The sequence below is a fragment of the Cloacibacterium caeni genome (genome assembly GCF_907163105.1).
Taxonomy (GTDB): Bacteria; Bacteroidota; Bacteroidia; order Flavobacteriales; family Weeksellaceae; genus Cloacibacterium; species Cloacibacterium caeni_A.
On the sequence record NZ_OU015321.1, the window covers coordinates 1,875,001 to 1,898,341 of the forward strand.

The 23,341-nt window shown below is 33.2% G+C and carries 17 protein-coding genes, 1 tRNA gene and 1 rRNA gene (1 of these 19 cut by a window edge); 7 read left to right on the top strand and 12 right to left on the bottom strand.

What is annotated here, in order from left to right; genetic code table 11:
* The 6 genes from KKQ76_RS08700 to tnpA form a co-directional block, all read right to left on the bottom strand.
* Positions 1–915: ribosomal RNA gene (locus tag KKQ76_RS08700) — 16S ribosomal RNA — on the bottom strand; it reaches 602 nt to the left of the window's first position.
* A gap of 595 nt (positions 916–1,510) precedes the next feature.
* Positions 1,511–1,807 carry a VanZ family protein gene (locus KKQ76_RS08705; protein WP_246501374.1) on the bottom strand — a complete coding sequence of 99 codons (297 nt, stop codon included), beginning with the start codon at positions 1,805–1,807 and terminating at the stop codon, positions 1,511–1,513.
* Between the two features lie 58 nt (positions 1,808–1,865).
* Positions 1,866–2,243 (bottom strand): glycine cleavage system protein GcvH, encoded by a 378-nt coding sequence (gcvH, locus tag KKQ76_RS08710; RefSeq protein ID WP_213196782.1) that lies wholly within the window; start codon positions 2,241–2,243, stop codon positions 1,866–1,868.
* 130 nt (positions 2,244–2,373) lie between these two features.
* Positions 2,374–9,393: a T9SS outer membrane translocon Sov/SprA gene (sov, locus tag KKQ76_RS08715; RefSeq protein ID WP_213196783.1), complete on the bottom strand. Its 7,020-nt coding sequence runs from the start codon at positions 9,391–9,393 to the stop codon at positions 2,374–2,376.
* Between the two features lie 6 nt (positions 9,394–9,399).
* Entirely contained in the window at positions 9,400–9,984 is a 585-nt protein-coding gene (ruvA, locus tag KKQ76_RS08720; RefSeq protein WP_104793969.1) for a Holliday junction branch migration protein RuvA, read from the bottom strand.
* Between the two features lie 89 nt (positions 9,985–10,073).
* Complete coding sequence (gene tnpA / locus KKQ76_RS08725) at positions 10,074–10,547, bottom strand: IS200/IS605 family transposase (protein ID WP_213196784.1); 474 nt, start codon at positions 10,545–10,547, stop codon at positions 10,074–10,076.
* Between the two features lie 226 nt (positions 10,548–10,773).
* On the opposite strand from tnpA, the gene KKQ76_RS08730 reads away from it, so the two are divergent.
* A complete protein-coding gene (locus KKQ76_RS08730) occupies positions 10,774–12,546 on the top strand; it encodes an AMP-dependent synthetase/ligase (RefSeq protein ID WP_213196785.1) in 1,773 nt (590 codons plus the stop codon).
* Positions 12,547–12,673: 127 nt separating this feature from the next.
* The gene (locus KKQ76_RS08735) at positions 12,674–13,045 is read left to right on the top strand and encodes a hypothetical protein (RefSeq protein WP_213196786.1); all 372 of its coding nucleotides are present in this window, start codon (positions 12,674–12,676) and stop codon (positions 13,043–13,045) included.
* Between the two features lie 49 nt (positions 13,046–13,094).
* On the opposite strand, the gene KKQ76_RS08740 is transcribed toward KKQ76_RS08735, so the two are convergent.
* The 3 genes from KKQ76_RS08740 to KKQ76_RS08750 form a co-directional block, all read right to left on the bottom strand.
* Positions 13,095–15,380: an NADP-dependent malic enzyme gene (locus KKQ76_RS08740; RefSeq protein WP_213196787.1), complete on the bottom strand. Its 2,286-nt coding sequence runs from the start codon at positions 15,378–15,380 to the stop codon at positions 13,095–13,097.
* Positions 15,381–15,442: 62 nt separating this feature from the next.
* Positions 15,443–16,306, bottom strand: coding sequence for a BadF/BadG/BcrA/BcrD ATPase family protein (locus KKQ76_RS08745; RefSeq protein WP_213196788.1), 864 nt, complete (start codon positions 16,304–16,306; stop codon positions 15,443–15,445).
* A 39-nt stretch (positions 16,307–16,345) separates the two neighbouring features.
* The gene (locus tag KKQ76_RS08750) at positions 16,346–16,600 is read right to left on the bottom strand and encodes a hypothetical protein (protein WP_104793981.1); all 255 of its coding nucleotides are present in this window, start codon (positions 16,598–16,600) and stop codon (positions 16,346–16,348) included.
* Positions 16,601–16,817: 217 nt separating this feature from the next.
* On the opposite strand from KKQ76_RS08750, the gene KKQ76_RS08755 reads away from it, so the two are divergent.
* The 5 genes from KKQ76_RS08755 (at position 16,818) to KKQ76_RS08775 (ending at position 21,352) form a co-directional block, all read left to right on the top strand.
* Positions 16,818–17,276, top strand: coding sequence for a GtrA family protein (locus KKQ76_RS08755; protein WP_069797940.1), 459 nt, complete (start codon positions 16,818–16,820; stop codon positions 17,274–17,276).
* A 4-nt stretch (positions 17,277–17,280) separates the two neighbouring features.
* Entirely contained in the window at positions 17,281–18,003 is a 723-nt protein-coding gene (locus KKQ76_RS08760) for a lysophospholipid acyltransferase family protein (RefSeq protein WP_213196789.1), read from the top strand.
* 91 nt (positions 18,004–18,094) lie between these two features.
* Entirely contained in the window at positions 18,095–19,366 is a 1,272-nt protein-coding gene (locus KKQ76_RS08765; RefSeq protein ID WP_213196790.1) for an MFS transporter, read from the top strand.
* Position 19,367: 1 nt separating this feature from the next.
* Complete coding sequence (locus tag KKQ76_RS08770; RefSeq protein ID WP_213196791.1) at positions 19,368–20,321, top strand: ROK family protein; 954 nt, start codon at positions 19,368–19,370, stop codon at positions 20,319–20,321.
* Positions 20,315–21,352: a DUF3810 domain-containing protein gene (locus tag KKQ76_RS08775; RefSeq protein WP_213196792.1), complete on the top strand. Its 1,038-nt coding sequence runs from the start codon at positions 20,315–20,317 to the stop codon at positions 21,350–21,352. Before KKQ76_RS08770 ends, KKQ76_RS08775 begins: the two co-directional genes overlap by 7 nt.
* Before the next feature lie 310 nt (positions 21,353–21,662).
* On the opposite strand, the gene KKQ76_RS08780 is transcribed toward KKQ76_RS08775, so the two are convergent.
* The 3 genes from KKQ76_RS08780 to KKQ76_RS08790 all read right to left on the bottom strand — a co-directional run bounded on the left by KKQ76_RS08780 (position 21,663) and on the right by KKQ76_RS08790 (position 23,337).
* Positions 21,663–21,736, bottom strand: a tRNA-Met gene (locus KKQ76_RS08780).
* 44 nt (positions 21,737–21,780) lie between these two features.
* A complete protein-coding gene (locus KKQ76_RS08785; RefSeq protein WP_213196793.1) occupies positions 21,781–23,070 on the bottom strand; it encodes a TlpA family protein disulfide reductase in 1,290 nt (429 codons plus the stop codon).
* 48 nt (positions 23,071–23,118) lie between these two features.
* On the bottom strand, positions 23,119–23,337 hold the full coding sequence (locus KKQ76_RS08790; RefSeq protein ID WP_213196794.1) for a hypothetical protein: 219 nt from the start codon (positions 23,335–23,337) through the stop codon (positions 23,119–23,121).
* Positions 23,338–23,341: the final 4 nt, after the last annotated feature.

The window sequence follows — 23,341 nt, forward strand, 5'->3', positions numbered from 1 at the left end:
CCCCCGTCAATTCCTTTGAGTTTCACTCTTGCGAGCGTACTCCCCAGGTGGCTAACTTATCACTTTCGCTTGGTCTCTGAAGCCGAAGCCCCAAAAACGAGTTAGCATCGTTTACGGCGTGGACTACCAGGGTATCTAATCCTGTTCGCTCCCCACGCTTTCGTCCCTCAGCGTCAGTTATATCTTGGTAACCTGCCTTCGCAATTGGTGTTCTAAGTAATATCTATGCATTTCACCGCTACACTACTTATTCCAGCCACCTCAAATATACTCAAGACTTACAGTATCAATGGCAGTTCTATCGTTAAGCGACAGGCTTTCACCACTGACTTATAAGTCCGCCTACGGACCCTTTAAACCCAATAAATCCGGATAACGCTTGCACCCTCCGTATTACCGCGGCTGCTGGCACGGAGTTAGCCGGTGCTTATTCGTATAGTACCTTCAGCTACCCTCACGAGGGTAGGTTTATCCCTATACAAAAGAAGTTTACAACCCATAGGGCAGTCGTCCTTCACGCGGGATGGCTGGTTCAGGCTTGCACCCATTGACCAATATTCCTCACTGCTGCCTCCCGTAGGAGTCTGGTCCGTGTCTCAGTACCAGTGTGGGGGATCACCCTCTCAGGCCCCCTAAAGATCATCGCCTTGGTGAGCCGTTACCTCACCAACTAGCTAATCTTGCGCGTGCCCATCTCTATCCGCCGGAGCTTTCAATATTAAACGATGCCGTTCAATATATTATGGAGTATTAATCTTCCTTTCGAAAGGCTATCCCCCAGATAAAGGCAGGTTGCACACGTGTTCCGCACCCGTACGCCGCTCTCTCATTTCCGAAGAAACAATACCGCTCGGCTTGCATGTGTTAGGCCTCCCGCTAGCGTTCATCCTGAGCCAGGATCAAACTCTCCATTGTATGTTTGTCTGACTCACTCAAAGTTGACTTCGCTTTGGTTTATTTTTTTTACTTGGTTGTTATATTGTATTTCAAAGATCTCTTTTTCTTTCGCACCTCAGAAAACTTTTCTGTCATCTTTCGTTTCTGATTTGCGAGTGCAAAAGTATTAATTATTTTTTAATCAACAAAACTTTTTTTGATATTTTTTCAAGACCGTCAGTCGCACTATTTACTTCGTTAGCTTAACTTAATTTATCTCTCTCAAAAAAAACTTTACTCTTCTGCGCTCCCTCATTTAAGGGACTGCAAAGGTAACGCTTTTTTCTAAACTTCCAAATATTTTTTTCAAATATTTTCATGTTCTCGTCTCGTCTTTATTTTCTTAATTAGCTCCTGCGCTACCGTTATTTTGGTGATGCAAAAGTATGACGATAAATAAATACAATGCAAATTTTTTCTACAAAAAACTATACAGCTGTTTAAATTGGGGAAAACATCTTTCTGATATTAAACAACTTACACTCATTTTTAAAGTTATTCACAATGAGCAAATACGCCTAATTTACTATAATATATAGTATGACCTCTAAGTATTATTGGGGATTCTAGAATTTTAGAAGTAATAATTTTTTATTTTTTGATAAGTAAAATACCCCATCAATACTCCTAATAAATCTGCAATAAGGTCTAACAATTCCATACTTCTTCCTAAATGCATTTCTCTTTGTAGTATTTCTGTACCTAATCCATAGATAAACATGATTAAGAAAAAGGTAAAGAATCGCATTCTAGGAAAACTTATTCTGAAAACAAATCCTAATAGGGCGAATATTGAAATATGTAATAATTTATCAATTCCCGAAAACATAAACCAATATTCTTTGTTTTCTACTCCAGGTTTGAGGAGCATATATGTGAGTATTGCCCAATAAATGGGCAATACGTAATATCTAAATATGTGAGTTATCTTATCCAATGAGTTCTTGGTACTGTTCTGCAGTTAGCAATTCTGATTGGTCTGCACCTTCTGAAAGTTCTACTTTTACAATCCATCCTTTTCCGTATGGGTCTGTGTTTACCAATTCTGGTTCACCTTCTAACTCTTCATTAAACTCTATTACTTTACCTGAAACTGGTAAATATAAATCTGAAACAGTTTTTACAGCTTCTACGCTACCGAATACTTCTCCCGAATTTAAATCATCGTCTACAGTATCTACATCTACAAAAACGATGTCTCCTAATTCGCTTTGTGCGAAATCAGTGATTCCAACTGTAGCTACGTTTCCTTCTAGTTTTACCCATTCGTGATCTTTGGTGTACTTTAATTCTGATGGTGTGTTCATTTCTAAATTTATTTTTCCCAAAATTAATGAAATTATATGGAGGTTGCAAAAAAGTTTTTTCTAAAAAAAATAGAACCAAATAAATTTGATTCTATTCTATTTTATATACTATTATATATTATATGTGTATTTAGAAACCTTGACCTCCTCCAAAATTAAAGGTTGCCGTAATACCAGCTCTAACCGTAGAAAGTGGAAATGCTGTAGAAATTTTATACTTGGTCATTAATTGATCATAGAAGAATCTTAAATTAAAGTTCTGAGAGATGTTATAATCTGCCGAAACTTTTACGCTCATTAATCTTTGACCTCCGGTAATCTGTGAATCATCTAATAATATATTGGTGATTCTGGTTTGATTATCTCTCAATGAAAAATCTGCTCTTACATTTAAATCACTTTTCAGATTTTTTTCTTTTCCTTGATATCTAACTTTGATTTTTAAATCTTTTAAAATATATCCAAAACCAAAAACATATTCAGAACCTAAATCTTCGGTTAAAGTATGATTTACCAAACCGAGTGTATACATTCTGTTCTTATTATATTGTAAACGGAACTGCATATTATTTCTCATGGTAACATCTGCTCCTAAAAGTGGAGAGAAATCTTCTACGTAACCAATCGTATTAAATGTATAAGGATTATACACATCATTATTAATATCATATTGAGGCGCTCCCGGATTTACATTCTTATTATAATAGTCTACACTTTTCTGAATTCCAGTCGCGGTATAAGTAGAAGTATAGGCATGAAGAATATCAAACTTAGCAAACTGACTATTAATAAAAGGTATGTTTTTAATTCCCGAATAAGTAATTCTCCAGTTTGGCATTGGGAATTTAGATTTTTCTAAATTGTTATTTTTCGTTGGAGATTTACCTTCTATAGCTGCCTGGAAAGCTGGAATCAATACATAAGCATTGGCTTTACTGTAATGTTCGGCATAACCATCAGCTTGTGGTGTTCCATACATTTGAGAAATCGTCTTAGTGTTTTCTATGATTTTTTCGTAAATATTGTCGCTTCCAAAACTTGTTTTCAAGAGAATATTAGAATTGGTAAACGTAATCATTTCACTTGCGAAAGAAAAATCGAACTGAGGCGTACTGCTAATCGCATCTACATTAAAATTACCATGCATTAAATTTTTCATGTAATTTTTGGTAAAACTCACATCTATTCTAAAATCATTGATTGGCTGTATCTGAATATTCCCAGTAAGATTTCTGGTAGTCATCTGAGAATAAGCTTCCGTCATGTATTCCGAAGAAGAAATCCAACTGTTTTCTATGGCATATCTTCTGATGTCTGCTTGAGAACCCAACAAGAATCCAAAAGTTGGACCGCCAATTCCTTTTCCATATCCATAGAAATTAGGAGAAGACAATAATCCTGGTAAAACCGTTCCATTATTTTCAGTATAATTAAAATCTAATTGTTTTATCGCCGTTAAAGCATAAGCAAAAGCTTGAGTAGGCGTCAATTTATTTTTATAAGTATAAGATTTGAATGCTTTTTTCCTTGCTTTTTTCAAGAAATTCTGAGTATAAACATTGTTCAGAGAATCTATTTCAGATTTTCTGGCATTCATTTTATCATTTACTTTTCTAAAATATTTAAACTTATTGAAGAAACTATTAAAATCTGCACCTCCAGTTACATTAATATTATTGGTATTCTGTGCCAAGTTCCCCAATTTTACTCCATTAGTATCTACCATTGCTGTAGAACGAGCGCTCCAATTGTACTGTACGCCGTAACCAATTTCTGTATTTACAAAATCTAAATACGGTAAATTTTCGAATGGTAATCTGTAACTCAACTGAATTCTGTGGTTATAAAGAACTGGTCTTCCTTTCTGGAAAACATTTTGGAAAATAGAACTTCTGTCAAAGGTTTGAATATCCAATTGGTCATTAATCGTTCTGGTTGCTGATGAAATATCTAATTTGAGGGATTTGGTTAAATTAAATCCTACGTTATATTGCCATCCGAAGAAGAAGTTTCGGTTTTTAATCACATCAAAATCCGCAGAAGAATTTCCATTGAGCAACGCATCAATATTTCTAAATTCTAGTTCATTATAATTTCTGTCTAACTCTGTTCTGAAAGAAACTCTTGTCGGAACTATGTTAAAATTAATTTCTTTTGCCCATTTCAGATAAGGATAAGACTTCGCGGTATCGCTTACAATTTTATTAAATGGTTTAAGATTCCAAGGTTTAAAATTAAAACTATAATCTATATTTCCTCTTAAATATTGTCTGTAATTGTCTTTAGTATAAACATCTCTGTACTTGTCATCATTATAAATTAAGGTGATAGACAAGTTTTCTACGTCATAAAATTTTGGTTTTTTATTAGGATTCATTCTTTCCTTTCTCATATTGAGCACCCCAATACTTCTTTGTTGTGTATACGTTCTTGCTACTTTTTTCAGTTCATCTTTCTTTGGATCTTTGTTAAATTCCACATCGTCATTTAGTGGATTGTACTTAGGATCTTCTATGGTTTGAGAATAAGAATAATTCACCGGAATCTTCAATCCTAACTTTTCTGGTAAGAATTTATCTACATTCACCATCGTATTGATACCAAAAGCCGAGTTGGTAGTCTGTGAACGTTCCGCAGGTTTTTGGTTAATGAATCCAAAACCAATCGTAGAATAAGCTCCACTTGCATTTACGGTAGCAAAATCTCCTAAATTAAAATTAAGATTTGCATTTCCTGCATAACCACCTTTATTTTCTATACCTGAAAGTCTGATTTCATTCACCCAAAGAATAAGATTTTTATCTACCTCATCATTATTTCTCACCCCAATCATCATGGTGGTAATATTTCCTAAACTTGGTCTACCTTTTACGTAGAATGCTTTATTTTCATCGCCAAAATCTGCCGAAGTAAATCTTTCGTTGGTCACCGTAGAATTTTTATCTCTCAAGATTTTTAAATCTACAAAATCCTGAATCGCTAATCTCACGGTGTTTTCATTTGGCCAAATATCAAGCGGAGAAGTTGCATTCGGAGCGGTATATTTCAGCGAAGCTTCATATTCATAGTAGTTATCTGTAGCATCACTACCGAATCTGATGAAGAATTTCGCAGATTTATCAAGATTAGAACCTTTGCCAATTAAATCCTCAGCGTGAACAAATAATTCTAAATTTTGGAATCTTCTCATATCTAAAGCGATATTTTTGAAAACACCTCTTGCTTCACCATTCGGAAGGTTGGTTTTCATATAAAGAGAAGCTTCGTTTTGTCTTTGAGCACCTGCATTTCCGCTGAGAACTTGTCTCTCAATTCCTGGAGGCAATACATAAGGTGGAGTTCCCAATGCATTTTCTTCTAAGTTTACACTTCCTACATCAAATTTAGAATTATCTATAGTTCCTGTTCCTTCAAATTGGTTCTGATCATCTACTCTATTTGAAGCAATTCCTTTTCCATATTTTCTCCATTCACTTCTTACCAAGTCTAAAGTTCCGAATCTAATGGTAGCGGTTTCATCAAAACCTGTAAGCATCATTCTGGCAAATCTTACGTTGTTTAAGATTTGGTCTGCACCAGAAGTTTCGGTAGAAGAATTATAATTGGCAACTGGAATTCTGAATAAGAACCATTTGTTTTTAGAAGTTTGTCCGTTTTGGAATTTCACTTCTACTTCTTTTACATCTACAATATTATTTCTTCCTAAAACCAATTCGCTTTGTGCTAAATTAATATCATACTGATTGTAATTTTCGCTTTGGTCTAGGTTATAATCTTTATTTACATCTTCTGCATCTGGAGTTTGAGAAGAAACTTCTAAAGAATTCGACTGAGAGTTTCCATCTGGGTTTCTAAAATATTTATAACGCTCAATCATAGATGAAGCTAATGCTCCCTGAAACTGATTAGAAAGATAAAATACAAAATCATCTGCAGCTGGGTCTGGCTCATTTTTTACTGGATTGATAAAATTGGTATTGAAAGCTGTAGCTTCTGCCATATTATCCAATCCATCAAAACCTACATCTTGAGCTGTTCTTTCTTCGTTTTCTGTACCGAAAGCATATAAAACTGGGAATTGGTCTGGCTGAGTTCCCCAATTGGTAGAAGAAGTTTTCGCTGGAGTATTGGGTGTAGGCAAACCATTTTCATATTGCAGTTTTCCATCTTTCAAAATATCTTCCGAAACGTTTCCTAATTGCAACATTAATTTAGGAGCAGTTCCTAACATTTTACCGTCTGCATAAGGATCCATCATCCAAAATTCTACATATTCTATATTAGAGCTTCTGAAGTTAGAAACGGTAATAGGTCTCATTAAACCAGCCCATCTTTGTGATGGAATTTCTGCATTTTGATTTAAGTTATACGGACCTCTTTCTTTAGGATAATACGTAATATCAAAAGTATTGGTGAAGGTTTGTTCACCTGCTACGAAATCTCTATTGTTAAAGAGTTCTATCATCTGAACTCTTCTGGAAGCGTGATTAGAAAGTGCTTCAGCGTTAATTCCATTTGGTGCTTTACCACCAACTCCATAAAATCTTGGGTCTATATTATACCAAGATAGTAAACCTCTTCCGTATCCATTGGTTAAGTCATTATTATTAGAGCTTCCGAAACCGATTTCAGGTTTAGATGCTAAACTCCAAACTGCAGGTTCTTTTAAAGAAATTTTAGAAGTGGTTTGTTCAAAATCATCAATGTAAGATTCATCATTAATTCCTTTATTTTGACCTGGAATAAGATAAGCTCCTTCTAATTTCAAATTAATATTAGAAGGTGCTTCTGTATTGACAAACGGAATTTTATCTGTAAGTCTGGTTAAAAACTGCGATTGGTTATTATACATTAAATTAAAACCAGCCATCGTGTTATTCACCGCTTCAAAACCTGTCTGTACTTTTTGAGTGAGTGGTGTTTCTGAATAATTCACCACAGTTGCACCAATGGTAAGATTTTCATTAAATTTTCTCTCGAGATTTAATCCTAAAAATCTTTTTCTCTGTGTGTTAAAGGTTAATTGGTTTTCCAAACTCACGTTGATGGCTTGACCAGATTGTTTTACCATTTCATTGATAATGGTAACTTGCCCCAACATATAATCTACGGTATAATCTACTCCTTCTGTAAGCACAACTCCATTCGCAGTTACTTTTACAGAACCACGTGGAACATTTATCGCTCCTAGAGAAATTCCTGTTCCCTGCGAACCTTTATATCTACCTTCGATGGTGTATCTAAGTGCTAAATTATTTTCAGAAGCGACTTGCTTTTGTTGGGTATACAATTCATTGAAAACAAATTTCGGGTCATTGCTTCCTAAAACAGATTCTAAGTAATTACCAAAAGGTTGAGCTTTGGTAAACATTACTCTTCCGTTTTGTGCATCTACCGTAATTCCTTGTACAAAATCAAACAAACCGTCTCCTTGTTGACCATTCGTATTGTTCTGAATGTCATTATTCACATTCAGTCTATCCCAATTGAATAATTTCAATAAATTTTGGTCTGCAACAGGTGTTCCAGGCAAATAATTTACTTTTCCACCGCTGTCATTATCACGATATAAAACGTTTAATAGGAAATTTTGCGAGTCAATTTGATTGGCATTTAATGAATACACGTTTTTCATCATTAAATTCCACATCGGTGAAGTGGTTTTTACGGAAACATTCGGTTTTAATAATTTGGTTATAACCACTGGACTTTCTTCGGAAAACTCCCCTACTTTATAGACTTTGCTGTCGCCAGAAACGGTATAAGAAAAAGACGCCGCCAAAAGTTGATTGTCATTTAATCTTTGATTCAAAGAAATATAACCCACTTGAGGATTAAAGGTATATTCAGCAGGATTTAATCTTTTTGCTTTTCTATTAAAGATAAAATGTTCGCCGTCTTTATAATTGGGGTCACCAGTAGTATTCGGAAGTGATTGATTGTTAATCGCGTTGTAGGTTTGGTTTACATCTCTTATTCCTCCAAGATTGGCTACTGCATTATAAACGCCTAAATTAGAATTATCTGGAAAACTTCCACCTTCACCCAAATCTCTAATTCCGAGAATACTTTTCTGCTCTTGCAAATTACCAGAACCTTGGTCTAAAACCCAAAGTTCTAATCGTGTAATCGAAATTCTAGAATTGATTAAAGGATAATTGGCTAAAGCGTTGTCATAATTATTTAAGAAATATTGGCCTAAAAAATAGTGCTGATTATCTTCGTAATCATAGGCATTTATTTTGAAGGTTTGCATTACACCACCACCTTGAACTACAATATTTCTAGCTTCACCTTGTTGCTGAGAAAACACCAAAGTTCCGTAGGTTTTCCCTAATTGGAATTCGGTTTTCAAACCAAAAAGAGATTCAGAACCTCTGATTAAATTGGTAGAAAGTGGCATATTCACATTACCGAATTCTACTCTTTTTATAATTTTATCCTCGCCACCTTTTAGTGGATTTTTTGCTTCACTGATGGCTTGATTTTGTAAATCTCTCCACGTTCCTTTGGCTTGCCAAACGAGATTCATTCTGTTTTCGAATGCAAAACCAGACTGCGTGTCATAATTGGCTTTGAGTTGAAGATTTTCTCCAACTTTCCCTAAAACCCCTAGCTGAATTCTCTGCTGAATATTAATCGCAAAATTGCTTCTGTTTTGAGGAAGAATTAATGGATTTTCAATTTTTTGGTGCAAACCTCCTAAATCAAAACTCGCAAAACCATTCGGAATCAATTCTATTTTATTGCTCCCAAAAATGGTTTCAAAAATTTTATTTTTGATGGTCACACTTTGAATTAAGCCTTTCTTTTCGGCTTCTTTTTTATCTTCTTTGTAGAGATTTCCGCCAAAAGCTTTTTGTTGATAATAATCTTTGAGACTATTATTCAGTGTATAAGTAGAATATTCTTTTGGAGTAAGAACAATGGGCGCTCCAGTTACTGTGTTTCCAATTTTTGGGTAGAGATAATACATCCCCGTTTTTACATCATAGAACGCTTCGTATCTCGTAGGATTGGGCAAGGCATAATCTTTCCTTATAGAAATATTGGCTGTATCTGAAGGCTTTTGCTGTGCAAAAAATAGCGCAGAAAAACATAGAAATACAATCGAAAAATAGATTTTATGCAGAGGAAAAGTTTTCTTCACTTGTGTTTATATCATTTTTAGAATTTGCTTCACCAACTCTTCAGTTTGCAAATCTGGATTTTGTTTTAAAATTCTATCGGCAATCTTCTCGCTCATCTTTTTAGGAATCCCTAAAACTTCTAAAGCAGATAACGATTCTTCTTTCACTTTATTGTCTGCAAAAGCAGAAATGTTCTCCGCAGAAACCCCGAATTTTTCTACCTTATCTCGTAAATCTACGATAATTCTTTCAGCGGTTTTAGCTCCAATTCCTTTTACTTTTTGGAGCAGCGCAGAATTTTTATTGAGAATCGCTTGTGCAATGTCTTTAAGATCTAATGAAGAAAGCAAAATAAGCGCAGAAACTGCACCTACTCCGTTTACAGAAATTAAGAGATTAAACATTTCTTTTTCTTCTTTGGTATAAAACCCAAAAAGCAAATGTGCGTCTTCTCTGATGATTTGCTGTGTAAAAAGAAAAACTTCTTTCCCTAAAGAAAGTCTCTGAGACGTTTGCAAAGAAATGCCTACATAATAACCCACTCCATTTACCTCTATCACCACATAGGTAGGAGTAAGTTCTTGAACAATACCTTTTAATGAAAAAATCATAGTTTTTTAATTTGATTCCATAGGAATCTTATCTGTGTAGTTAATTTTTAATATTTTTATTGGGGGCGCTCCGTAGGAGCGCTATCTTTTTATTCTAATTTATCATAAAATTCAAACAAATATTTTTCATCATAATTGATATCAAATTTTTCTAGAAAATCTAAATATTCTTCTCTGAAACTTCTCTTTTGATGATGATTTTTTTGATTTAATATATATTGAGTTACCGCATCTTTTTGACTTTTAGCATAAGAAAAAGCACCATAACTTTCTTGCCAAGCAAATTTACCAAAACTTAACCTTTTATCATTAATGAATTTAGTAGATTCTGATTTAATAATTTTCACTAACTCAGGAATAGTTATTTTCAAATTTTTATAACTAAAAAACAAATGTAAATGATCTGGATTAGCATAAATAGCTATTAATTTTTGACCTTTATTGGTCAATATTCCTGTAATATATTTTTCTATTTCTTGTCTATTTTTATCTTCTATTAGCGTTTCTCTTTCTTTCGTAGCAAAAACCACTTGAATATAAATTTGCGAATAAGTATTGGGCATGTTTATGGTTTTAGTTTTTATTATTTTTAAGATAGCGCTCCTACGGAGCGCCCCTTAATTAGCAATATTCTTCTACACAGATAAGATTCCTACGGAATCTATAAATTTATCTTCAAATCTATTTAAAATAAACTTCAAAGATAATAAACTAAATTTTATTGTCATCATTCTTATATATTGTTTAATTTTGGAGAAAATTCAATTCATAAAATCCCCATATATACCAATGAAAAACCTACTTCAGCTTTTAGAAGAAAACACCAAAAAATTCCCACAAAAAACCGCTCTTAGCTTTAGAAACGGTGACGAAATAGAGATTCTTACCTGGAAAAAATTCTGGGCAATGGTTTGCCAAACTGCAAACGGATTGCATACTCTAGACGTAAAAAAAGGAGATTGTGTAGGTGTTTTTTCTCAAAATTCTAAAGATTGGATTATTTTTGACGTTGCCGTGCAAATGTTGGGGGCGATTACCATTCCCATTTACGCTACCAATAATTATGACCAAACCGAATATATCATCAAGCAAACCGAAATGCAACATATTTTGGTGGGAGACACGCCTCAACTTGAAATTCTGAAAAGTGCCGAAAAACATTTGGGTAAAAAATTACATATTTTCACTTCTCACGTCATAAAAGATGAAGCCGAAAACATTACCTATTTCCCAGATTTCATCAAGCATTTTGCTACGGAAAGAAACCTCATCGAAATTACCGATGAAGATTTGGCAACCATTCTTTACACTTCTGGAACTACAGGAATTCCGAAAGGTGTGATGCTTACACATGGTGGTTTCAAAGCGGTAGTTGTGGCACACAAAGAATTTTTCAGTTTCGACAATTTGTACGACATGAAATCTTTGGCTTTTTTACCATTAAGTCACATTTTCGAAAGAAGCTGGTCTCTTTTCGTGCTTTCTCAAGGTGGTGAAGTTGCCATTTTAGAAGACCCAAAAAATATCTTGAACACGCTGAAACATGTTCACCCAACTGCAATGTGTGCCGTACCAAGATTCTACGAAAAAGTATATCAAACTTTAGTTAAAAAAATAGAAGCTTCTTCGCCTACGAAACAAAAACTTTTCAAAAAAGCTTTGGAAGTAGGCGCTAAAGTATCTGATAAAAAAAGAACTGGCGCTAAAGTTCCGTTTGGTTTACAATTGCAGTTTAGTTTCTTTGACAAATTGGTTTTCAGAAAAATTAAAAATGAATTAGGCGGAAATCTTTCGTTTTTACCTTGTGGTGGAGCGATGCTGAAAAAAGAAATTTCAGAATTTTTTGCAGCCATTGGTTTACCTGTGATTGTAGGATATGGACTTACCGAAACCACCGCTACAGTTACTGCACTTCCTCCGAAAAATTATGTGTACGGAAGCGTAGGAAAAGCTCTACCAGGTGTAGAAATTAAAATAGGAGCAGATGATGAAATCTTGGTAAAATACCAAGGTGTGATGAAAGGATACTACAAAAATGAAGAGGAAACGGCTAAAGTTTTCACAGAAGATGGATATTTCAGAACGGGTGATGCTGGTAGAATAGACGAAGAAGGAAATCTCTACATTACCGATAGAATTAAGGATTTAATGAAAACTTCTAACGGAAAATACATTGCACCACAAAGTATAGAAATCCCATTACAAAGCAATCCTTATATTGCTCAAGCAATGGTAATTGCCGAAGGAAAACCTTATGTTTCTGCGGTGATTGTTCCAAATTTTGAAACCTTGATGGAAAAATACGAGGAATTTAAAAATTACCTTTCTCTGAATATTGAAGAGAAGAAAAAATTACTGGAAACGCCTTTCATTAAAGAAACTTTTGAAAAAGTAGTGAACGATATTCAAAAGGAATTTGCAAGTTTTGAAAAAATTAAAAAATTCAAACTTTTACCAGAAGAATTTACCATAGAACGTGGAGAAATTACTCCAACCCTAAAAATAAAACGTAAAATTATTCTAGAAAAATTCAAAGCCTTGATTGAAGGAATGTATGCGTAGGCTTTATATATTTAAATTATAAAAACGGTTTTATTTTTGAAATAAACTTTAATGAAGAATATAATTATTTTGATTATTACATTCTCTTTATCTTCTAAAAAATACGCAAGGAATTTTTAAGGAAATTGTGGATGACCAAGAATATGAAAAAATGAATATTTATGCATGGAGTTTTACTCCAGAATTGACCGATTCATTAAAAAATGATGAAAACTTCAAGTTCACAATGAAAGAAGTTAAAGAAGAAGATTTTAGTTTATATTATAAAGCTAAAAAATACGCTCCTCAGATAAATTGGAAAAATTACAAATCTAAAAGCAAAATAACTGAAATTAAAGACAATAACATATTACAAATTTCAACGCCGCTTTTTATAAGAGACAACCAGGAAGCTTTGATTCAAATTAAGACTTTTTATAAAAATGAGTTTAATGTCTATAAATATAAAAACGGTAAATGGATATTATCTTACAGTTTTGGAAATAGAATAAAAAATTAAAAATTCACCTATAAACAAACCCCTCCAAAAATTTGGAGGGGTTTTATAGTTAATCGTTTTCGCGCATTTGAGCATCTAAAACGGCTATAGTTGCCAAGTTTACAATTTCATCTACACTTGCTCGCATTTGTAAAACGTGTACGGGTTGTTTTAGCCCTAATAAAATAGGCCCTACTACTTGTGCTACTTTCATTCCTCTGATAATTTTATAAGAAAGATTTGCACTTTCTAGATTCGGGAAGATAAAAGTATTGGCAGGAGTTTTTCCTAATTTTGAGAAAGGATAATCCTGAAGATGGTCTGCACTCATCGCAAAATCTGGCTGAAACTCTCCATCTACAATCATATCTGGATATTTTTGATGTAGAATATTTACTGCTTTTGCTACTTTTTTAGACGTCTCAGAATTGGCTGAGAAGTTTTCATAAGAAAGCATGGCAATTCTTGGTTGAATAGCGAAAGATTTAATTGCATATTCTGCCATTTTTGCAATGTTGGCCATTTCTTCTGGTGTAGGATTTACATGGATAGAAGTATCAGCAAAGAAATAAGGCTTTTTATCTGATAAAATCATCATCATAGAAGCAATTTTATCTACTCCCTTTGCTTTTTCTATAATTTCTAAAACAGGTCTCAGAACAGTTCTGTAATTTTTAGAATATCCTACAATGAGTGCATCTGTGTCACCATGTTGCAACATCAATGGTCCAAAATAATCTCTGTTTCTTACCAATCTTTTGGCAATATATTCATTTACACCTTTTCTATTGCGAAGTCTCCAAAGAGTTTCTCTATATTTTTTACGATTTTCGTCTTGGTCATCATCCATCGGATCTACAATTGGAACGTCTAAATGAATTCCGAATTTTTCCATTTGTTCTTTGATGAATTTTTTCTCTCCTAATAAAATAGGATGAGCAATTCCTTCTTCATAAAGAATTTGTGCAGCCTTCAATACATTATATTCTTCAGCATTTCCTAGCGTAACACGTTTTGGATTAGAACGTGCTCTGTTTTGCATCATTCTAATGAGTTTTTCATCTCTACCCATTCTGTCCAGCAACTGATTTTCATATTCTTCAAAATCGACAATCGGTTTTCTAGAAATTCCGCTTTCCATCGCCGCTTTTGCTACGGCAATGGAAACTTTGGTTAATAGTCTATTATCAAATGGTTTTGGAATGAAATATTCTCTACCAAATCCTATATTTTTAACATTGTAAGCCAATTTCACCATTTCAGGAACCGGCTCTTTTGCTAATTCTGCGATTGCTTTTACAGCAGCCAATTTCATTTCTTCATTAATTCCAGTAGCTTGTACATCTAATGCACCTCTGAAAATATATGGGAAACCAAGAACGTTATTCACCTGATTAGGGAAATCACTTCTTCCCGTTGCCATAATAACATCTGGTCTGGTTGCAATGGCAAGATTATAATCAATCTCTGGAGTAGGATTTGCCAAAGCAAAAACCACAGGATTTTCCGCCATTGAACGAAGCATTTTTGCAGTCATTACATCTCCTTTAGACAAACCAACAAAAACATCTGCTCCTTCTAAAGCTTGTTCTAACGTAGAAATATCTGTTTGTGCTATAAAATCTAATTTTTCTGGAGTAAGATTTTCTCTCTTATGATTAATTACTCCTTTAGAATCACACATCAATACGTTTTCTTTTTTAAGACCTAGCGCAATGTATAATTTGGTACAAGCAATTGCTGCTGCTCCTGCTCCATTTACCACCATTTTCACCTCATCTATTTTTTTATCTGCCAATTCTAAAGCATTAATTAATGCTGCTGCAGAAATGATGGCAGTTCCGTGTTGGTCATCATGCATCAAAGGAATATTTAGCTCTTCTTTCAGTCTTTGTTCTATGTAGAAAGCTTCTGGCGCTTTGATATCTTCTAAATTGATTCCTCCAAAAGTGGGCGAAATTCCTTTAACGATTTCTATAAATTTGTCTGGATCTTTTTCGTTAATCTCAATATCGAAAACATTGATATCTGCAAAGATTTTAAACAATAATCCTTTTCCTTCCATTACTGGCTTAGAAGCTTCTGCACCGATGTCTCCCAATCCTAAAACAGCAGTTCCGTTTGAAATTACAGCAACTAAGTTTCCTTTGGTGGTATATTCATATATAGTAGAAGGATTTTTTTCGATTTCTAAACAAGGTTCTGCAACACCTGGTGAATAAGCTAATGATAAATCTCTCTGCGAAGAGTGAGGTTTAGAGGGAATGACTTCTATTTTTCCTTTAGGTTCATTTCTGTGATAATCAAGTGCTGCGTTTCTAAATTGCTCTTGATCTCTATGCGTTTTATTTGACATAAATTTTTAAAAATTTAATTAAAAGTAAATTCTATATTAAAAAAAAGAAGAGGAAATATTTTTTATTCCTCTTGATTGAAAATGTATTTTTTATGATACTCTACTAGGCTTTCTATAGGTCTTTGTACAATTTTTCCTACGGTAAGATTAAGTTCTGCGGCGGCAGATCTCAAAATATCTTCGTACACAAAAGCGATAGAACCAATAAAGTTAATCTCTGCTTCTCTGGCTTCATCATAAGGAAGCACTTGATATTCAAAGAAATTTTTCATCTCATCAAATATCATATTTTGAAAATATGGATGTGATTTTTTGAGGACTACAAATTTATTAAATTCTGCGAGATAAGCATTAGCTCTAGGATTGTGATACATATTTCTGATGGCATCTTCTATAGTAAGATGATAGGTTGCCATGAAATCTTCGTGTAAATCTTTGGGCAATTTTTTCATGAAAAACTTGCGCAACAATTGTTTACCAAGCGCAGAACCACTTCCTTCGTCGCCAATTAAAAAACCTAATGATGGCAAATCTCTTCTTACGGTTTCTCCATCAAAAAAACATGAATTAGAACCCGTTCCTAGAATACAAACAATTGCAGGTTTACCATTGTAAGCTGCATAAGCAGCAGCCGTCATATCTTCTTTTACAATTACCTTGGCATGTGGAAATGCTTTTTGTAAATTAACTTCTACCAAAGCCGCATTTTCTGGAGTTCCGCAACCAGAACCGTAAAAATAAATTTCTTTTAAATGTTCTTTCAGGAAATACAGATGCTGATTCTTCTCAATTTCTTGAGGAATCAAATCTGCATTAATAATATTTGGATTAAAACCGAGTGTTTCGGTCTTTTGAGAAATCTTACCAGAATGATCTAGAATTACCCAGTCACATTTTGTAGAACCACCGTCAACAATTGCAATCATACACAAAGCGTTTAAATTGCTAAATTAGGAAAATCTTTTTTATTCTATGCTTTCCTCATCTTTTAGGTCTAGCCAATGGTCTATTTCATCTTCTAAATAATGAGTCTGTAATTTAAGGGCAAACATAAAATCATCTGGCACAGAAGCTCTATCTCCAGTTTCTATGTCCCATATTTCGTCTGAGAGATTCTCGAATTCTGAGTAGATTCTTTTGAAGCGTGGATTGTGCTCTTCTAAGTCCTTAATTTTCTCTTGCTTATACTGAAATTTTCTGTATGGTCTCGGTGTTTTCATACTTTTACTTTTTGATTTGGTGTGGTAAATATCAATGAACAATCTAGTGTCAAGACAAAAAAATCACTTTCATATATAATTGAAAATGAATTTTTTATCAGGTTTTGATGGCCTATTTTGTTATACTAAATTATATATTTTTTTGTTATAAAAAAATAATTAATGATAATTTATTAAACTTTAACATTTAAGTTTAAATTTGTAGTAAGAAAATTTTATGAAACAACTTTTATTAAAACAAAAGCAAGTTCTATTTTTTATTATTGCGGGAGGTTTAAGTGCGATTGTAGAAATTGGGAGTTTTAAATTATTCAGTGTTAATATCCCTATTTTTTTTTCAAGTGAGACTAATTTTCACGGAATTCATTTTCCGTTGAGCAACATATTATCTACTACTTGTGGCATCGTTTTCAATTATTTTTTAAGCATTTGGTTTGTCTTCGAACGCGGGAAGCACTCTAAAAAAAGGGAATTTGCTTATTTTATGGTGATTTCTTTTTTCTCTACCATATTGAGTTTACTATTTTTCCAATTATTCTACAATACCATCTTTAGAGATAATCTAGATATGATTATTTATACCTTCAGTCCACAGATTTTAAGTAAAATCGCTGCCATTGGATTGGTTTCTATCCTTAATTATTCGATTAAGAAAAACGTAATTTTTAATGGTTAAAAACATGAAAAGAGCACTTAATTATCTTTGGCGAGGCTGGATGGTTTTACTCGCTGGAATTTTACTGATTTTATTCTTTATTCCTGTTTATTTGCTCTCCATAAAAAAAGAACACTATAAATATGCTTATTTTTTCGTGAGACTTTGGTGTAAAGGTGTTTTTTACGGTATGGGATTCAGATATGAACTCATTAATCAGACCCAAAAAAAAATTGACAGAAACCAACAATATGTTATTATTGCCAATCACACTTCTATTGTGGATATTTTTATTCCGGTTTTATTATTTCCTCATCATCCTATTTGTTTTGTTGGCAAAAAGGAATTGGTGAAAATTCCTATTTTCGGTACTATCTACAAAAGAATCTGTGTAATGGTAGACAGAAGTTCGCCCAAAAGCAGAGCAGAAGTCTATGAAAGATGCGCAGAACGTATGGAAGAAGGAGACAGCATTGTGATTTTTCCAGAAGGAGGCGTTCCAGATGACACGTCTGTCATTCTAGACAAATTTAAAGATGGAGCTTTTATTTTATCTAACAAACACCAGTCTCCTCTTGCTGTTTTTACGATTGTAGGATTAAAGGAAATGTTTCCTTTTGACCATGGAAAAGGCTATCCAGGAAAAATTAAAATTTATTTTAATGAGATTTTAGAGCCAACAAAAAACATACAGGAATTGAAAGAAGTTTCACATAATCTTATTAAATTTACCCTTCAAAATAATTAAAATCACTATTGTATCATTTCGAGAAAATAGCAATATATTTGTTAGCATAATTTCTGCTCAGGATTTATAAAATAAATTAAAAAACAAAAATATGGACACTAACCAAAACAAACAAAGCTATGCTTTACCGATTGCAATGATGTTTGCACTCTTTTTTATGATTGCCTTCGTTACAGGTTTACAAAACCCGATGGGAGTAATTGTAAAAAACCAATTTCAGGCTAGTAATTTACTTTCACAATTAGGTAATTTTGCCAATTTTCTCGCCTATGCTTTCATGGGAATTCCTGCAGGGTTAATGCTGCAAAAAATTGGTTATAAAAAAACTGCTCTTACTGCAATTTTGGTAGGTATTGCTGGTGTAGCAATTACTTTCTTCTCTGGTAAAATCGAAAGTTTTGCCGTTTATTTAATCGGAGCATTTGTAGGTGGTTTCTCTATGTGTATGCTAAATACTGTAGTAAACCCTATGCTAAATACTTTAGGCGGAGAAGGAAAAAGAGGTAACCAGTTATTACAATTCGGTGGTACATTAAACTCTATGGGAGCTACCATCGTTCCAGTATTAGTAGGTTATTTAATGGGAGATGTAGCTAAAGCTACTATTTCAGATGCTAATCCAGCATTATTCTTAGCAATAGGAATTTTTGTTTTGGCATTTATCGTACTATATTCTATGAGCATTCCAGAGCCACACATTGTAGCAGAGAAAAGCACAGAAAAAAATACACACAGCCCACTTTCATTCAGACATTTCGTACTAGGAGCGATTGCAATTTTCGTATATGTAGGTGTAGAAGTAGGAATCCCTAATATCGCAAATCTTTACATGACTGGCGATTTACAAATCAATGCTACCACTGCAGGAACTGTAGTAGGAACATATTGGTTCTTAATGTTAGTAGGAAGATTAACTGGAGGAGTTTTGGGTTCTAAATTTTCTAGTAAATCAATGTTAAGTTTCGCAGCAGTTCTAGGATTAGTATTTGTACTTTTAGCAATCTTCTTACCAAAAGACCAAATGGTAAGTATGCCTGTTTTCCAATCTGATATTTCTTTCGGATTAGCTCAAGTTCCGGTAAGTATTATGCTATTGGTATTATGCGGATTATGTACTTCTGTAATGTGGGGAGGAATCTTTAACTTAGCTACAGAAGGATTAGGAAAATATACCGCAGCTGCATCTGGTATTTTCATGGTGATGGTTTGTGGTGGAGGAATTATTCCTGCAGTTCAAGGTTACGCCGCAGATATCTTCGGATATGTACAGAGTTATTGGGTAGTAGTTATAGGCATTACTTATATGCTATTCTATGCATTAGTAGGAAGCAAAAACGTAAATAAAGACATTAAAGTTGACTAACATGAAAGAAAAATATGCAATTGGTATCGATGTAGGTGGTACCAACACCAAATTCGGTATCGTAAATAAAAAAGGGGAAATTCTAGTTCAAGACAGAATTAAAACCAATGAACATGAAAATGTAGAAGCTTTTATAGATGATTTAGCAGAAAAACTTAATCCTATGATTGAGCAATATGGTGGTCCAGAAGCATTCGTAGGAATAGGAATGGGCGCTCCTAATGCTAATTACTATCAAGGAACTATAGAATATGCTGCCAACCTAAAATGGAAAGGCATTATTCCTATGGCTGAACTTCTAGAACAGAAATTTAAAATTCCAGCTAAATTAACGAATGATGCTAATGCTGCTGCAGTAGGAGAAATGCAATATGGTGCTGCTAAAGGAATGAAAAACTTTATCACCATTACTTTAGGAACTGGAGTAGGAAGCGGAATCATTATTGATGGAAAAATCGTTTTAGGACATAACGGTTTTGCGGGAGAATTAGGTCACGTAATTGTAAGAAATGGTGGTAGAGAGCACAAAGGAACTGGACTTAAAGGTTCTTTAGAAGCTTATGCATCTGCAACAGGTGTAAGAGATACCGCTATTGAATTATTACAAGAAACTCAGCACTCTCCTAGTTTATTAGAAAATTATCCTATCAATGAATTGACCAGTGAAACCGTATTTAAATGCGCAGAACAAGGAGATTCTCTAGCCAATGAAGTTTTCGAATTTACAGGTCAAATTTTAGGAGAAGCTTTAGCTACTTTCGTGCATTTTTCTGCACCAGAAGCCATTGTACTTTTCGGTGGATTAACCAAAGCTGGTGACCTTATCATGAAGCCAACCAGACAAGCTATGGAAGACAACTTATTACAAGTTTTCAAAAATAAAGTTAAAATTTTGTACAGTGACTTACAAGAAGCAGATGCTGCAATTCTTGGAGCAAGCGCTTTAGTATGGTAAAATTTTTAAAAAATAAACAATCGTTATTTTGGGCAGGCTTATTGTTTGCCCAATTTCTTTTATTCTATATCTTTTCAAAAAACGAAATAATCGTTCAGCAATTCGCTGCTTTTTTTCAATTCAAAAAAGAAATTCAAAATGAACTTTTCTCTCATTTTATATTTTCTGTTGGAGATGTCTTTTATATTATTTTCATCTTTTTCTTTTTACTTTTTATTATCAAAAGCATTAAGGGTAGAAACTTTAGCGTTTTATTGATTATACTAAATATCTCTTATTTTATTTATCAAATTTCTTGGGGAATGCAGTATTTCCAAGGACCTCTTTATGACAAAAATAAAGTAGAAATCTCCACCAAAGAATTAGAAAAACTTACTTTAAAATACATAGCATTAACGAATCAAGAAAGAAAAAGAATTGAAACAAAGCATGTATTCAAAATTAAAAATATTGAAGTATTAAAGTCAAGCATACTTCATTCTCAAAAATGCTTACCAGAAGAATATTATCCATTTAAAACGTCAAATATTGACAACTTTAAAGCGAGCTTATTTAATCCAATGATAAGCTATACCGGAATTCTTGGCTATTACAATCCATTTACCACAGAATCACAGTATAATGTGGAGTTACCGCACACTTACATTCCTTTCACTTTGTCTCATGAAAGTGCGCATCAATTAGGTTTTGCAAGGGAACAAGAAGCTAATTTTATAGGCTTTCTCATTTGTGAAAACTCTAACAATTCTGAACTCAAATACAGTGCTTATTTATATGCAACTAAAAGTTTGGTAAACGCATTGCGAAATACTAACCCAGAGTTTGCTGCTCAAGCAACTTTATTCCTTTCTAAAGAAGTGAAAAGTGATTTAAAAAACGAGCAATTATTCAAAGAAAAAAATGATTCTTTTATTACCGAAATATTCTATTTCACCAATGATATTTTCCTAAAATCAAACCAACAAGAAGGAAGCGTTACTTACTCTTATTTCATTGATTTACTTGTGTTACACGAACGAAGAAAGGCATAAAAAAAGAATCACATCCTAGGATGTGATTCTAAAAACACAAATGATGAAAAAAAATTTATTGCCTTCGAGCGATAGCTCATTGAAAGCGGTGTAAAAGTACATATTTCTTTTATACTAACAAAATTTTTTACATCTTTTTTCAACTAATTTTATCATTTATTCGTTATGAAGCATTAAGATTTTTATATTCACTAAAAATTGTAATAAAAGAAACTCTATGATAATTTTCAGTGTGAAAATTAGAGAAATAATAATAATTTATAACCAAAAAAAAAGCAATAAATATTCTAGATATTTATTGCTTAACTTGTAGCGAAGACGGGATTTGAACCCGTGACCTTTGGGTTATGAATCCAACGCTCTAACCACCTGAGCTACCTCGCCGTTTTTCGTGGTGCAAATATATAAATAATTTTAAAGTCTACAAATTATTTTAGCTGTAATAATTCTAAAATTTCAGAAAAGTTATCTGGGTTAGCGATAATCTTATTCTTAGCATCTACGATATAGAAAGTTGGTGTTGCATGAACATTATAAGTATCTACATAACTGCTGTACCAACCTTTGAGTTCTGTATCATTAATCCAAGGCAGCATTTTTACTTTATCTGAATAAGATTTCGCATCAGAATCTAAAGAAAGGCCTACTACTTCTATATTTTTTTCTTTCAATTTATTATACTGAAGCACCATTTCGCCAATTTCTTTTTCGCAGTGAGAACAAGTAGAAGACCACAATATGATAATCTTTTTATCGGCTTTCACGTCGTGAAGAGATTTCACTTTAGTATTTACAGGATTTAAGAAAGTATTATTGGGAATAATCTTTCCAATTTCTGTATTCGCATTAGATTTTATAGTATTGGCTAATCTATCATTAATGGTACATTTTAAATTTTTAGCTTCTGTAAGATATTTTTCTTTTAAATCTTTAATACTGTAAACATTAAAAATTTCAATTAATTCCGAAAGTATTGTTTGTCCACGAGGCGTTTCTACATTTACTGCAGTAAGTAATTTATCTACTTCATCGCCTAAACTTGACCTGCTTGTATTGCTTAAAAAAACCATGAGAATAGGTTTGAGCAAAGAAGAAGTTTCTAAATAGTTTTGTGTATTATTTAAAAAAGAGATGATCTCATCGTTTGTAGGATTCTTTTTACCAACAGATTCTTGTAAAAAATTTTGATAGGTTTTGAAATAATAACTTAAGAAAGGATGCTTGTCCGAATCAAAAACAATGTCTGCACTTAAGTTAGAAACTTCATTTTTTAGTGCAACACCAAAATCTGAGTTTTCTTTATAAAAATTTTGTATTTGATAGAGTGCTGGTAGAATTTGTTCTCTTTTTTTCTGTTGGTCTTGAATACTATAAAATATATTATTGACTTCGTCATAATAATCTATCTGCTGTACTTTATTATTTTTAACCGAAAACTTAAGGTCTACATTTTTATTCTCTGAAACCAGGTTTAAAGAAGTATTAGCCTGTGGAAAATAAACTTTTAATAATCCTAAATAGCTATTTTTAACCTGAAATAGCCAAGTATTATTTTTTTTCTCGGCTTTGTCAATTAAAATATCTTTAGAGCCATTGACAATATAAAGATAAGCTTCATTAAATGAAAAATCTTTTGGAGATTCTACCTTAATGGTAAACTGAGCTGAAGCAAAATAACTTAGTAATAAAAGTGTGGTTTGTAACAGTTTTCTTTTCATGCAATAAAGATAAAAAAAAACTCACGAGTAGTGAGTTTTTTTTACATTTTATATATTATTCATTTTTAATTTTCTGTGCGTATAAGCAATTACAAATAATGCCACTAAAAGTAATACAACAATGTAATTATCAATCGGAGTTGCAGGACCTCCAATATCTCCAGACTCCGGTTCTGGCGGAGGTGGTGGAACAACTTGGGCCAAAGCTAGCATGGTACCAAGAAAAAAGCTAAAGCTTATAAATAATTTTTTCATTGTGCTTCTCATGACT

Coding starts and splice junctions, on each gene's coding strand:
- gcvH (WP_213196782.1), bottom strand. CDS start 2,243: ATGAACACACCATCAGAATTAAAGTACACCAAAGATCACGAATGGGTA.
- KKQ76_RS08765 (WP_213196790.1), top strand. CDS start 18,095: ATGGACACTAACCAAAACAAACAAAGCTATGCTTTACCGATTGCAATG.
- KKQ76_RS08760 (WP_213196789.1), top strand. CDS start 17,281: ATGAAAAGAGCACTTAATTATCTTTGGCGAGGCTGGATGGTTTTACTC.
- KKQ76_RS08770 (WP_213196791.1), top strand. CDS start 19,368: ATGAAAGAAAAATATGCAATTGGTATCGATGTAGGTGGTACCAACACC.
- KKQ76_RS08750 (WP_104793981.1), bottom strand. CDS start 16,600: ATGAAAACACCGAGACCATACAGAAAATTTCAGTATAAGCAAGAGAAA.
- tnpA (WP_213196784.1), bottom strand. CDS start 10,547: ATGCCCAATACTTATTCGCAAATTTATATTCAAGTGGTTTTTGCTACG.
- ruvA (WP_104793969.1), bottom strand. CDS start 9,984: ATGATTTTTTCATTAAAAGGTATTGTTCAAGAACTTACTCCTACCTAT.
- KKQ76_RS08775 (WP_213196792.1), top strand. CDS start 20,315: ATGGTAAAATTTTTAAAAAATAAACAATCGTTATTTTGGGCAGGCTTA.
- KKQ76_RS08790 (WP_213196794.1), bottom strand. CDS start 23,337: ATGAGAAGCACAATGAAAAAATTATTTATAAGCTTTAGCTTTTTTCTT.
- KKQ76_RS08705 (WP_246501374.1), bottom strand. CDS start 1,807: ATGCTCCTCAAACCTGGAGTAGAAAACAAAGAATATTGGTTTATGTTT.
- KKQ76_RS08755 (WP_069797940.1), top strand. CDS start 16,818: ATGAAACAACTTTTATTAAAACAAAAGCAAGTTCTATTTTTTATTATT.
- KKQ76_RS08730 (WP_213196785.1), top strand. CDS start 10,774: ATGAAAAACCTACTTCAGCTTTTAGAAGAAAACACCAAAAAATTCCCA.
- KKQ76_RS08785 (WP_213196793.1), bottom strand. CDS start 23,070: ATGAAAAGAAAACTGTTACAAACCACACTTTTATTACTAAGTTATTTT.
- KKQ76_RS08745 (WP_213196788.1), bottom strand. CDS start 16,306: ATGATTGCAATTGTTGACGGTGGTTCTACAAAATGTGACTGGGTAATT.
- KKQ76_RS08740 (WP_213196787.1), bottom strand. CDS start 15,380: ATGTCAAATAAAACGCATAGAGATCAAGAGCAATTTAGAAACGCAGCA.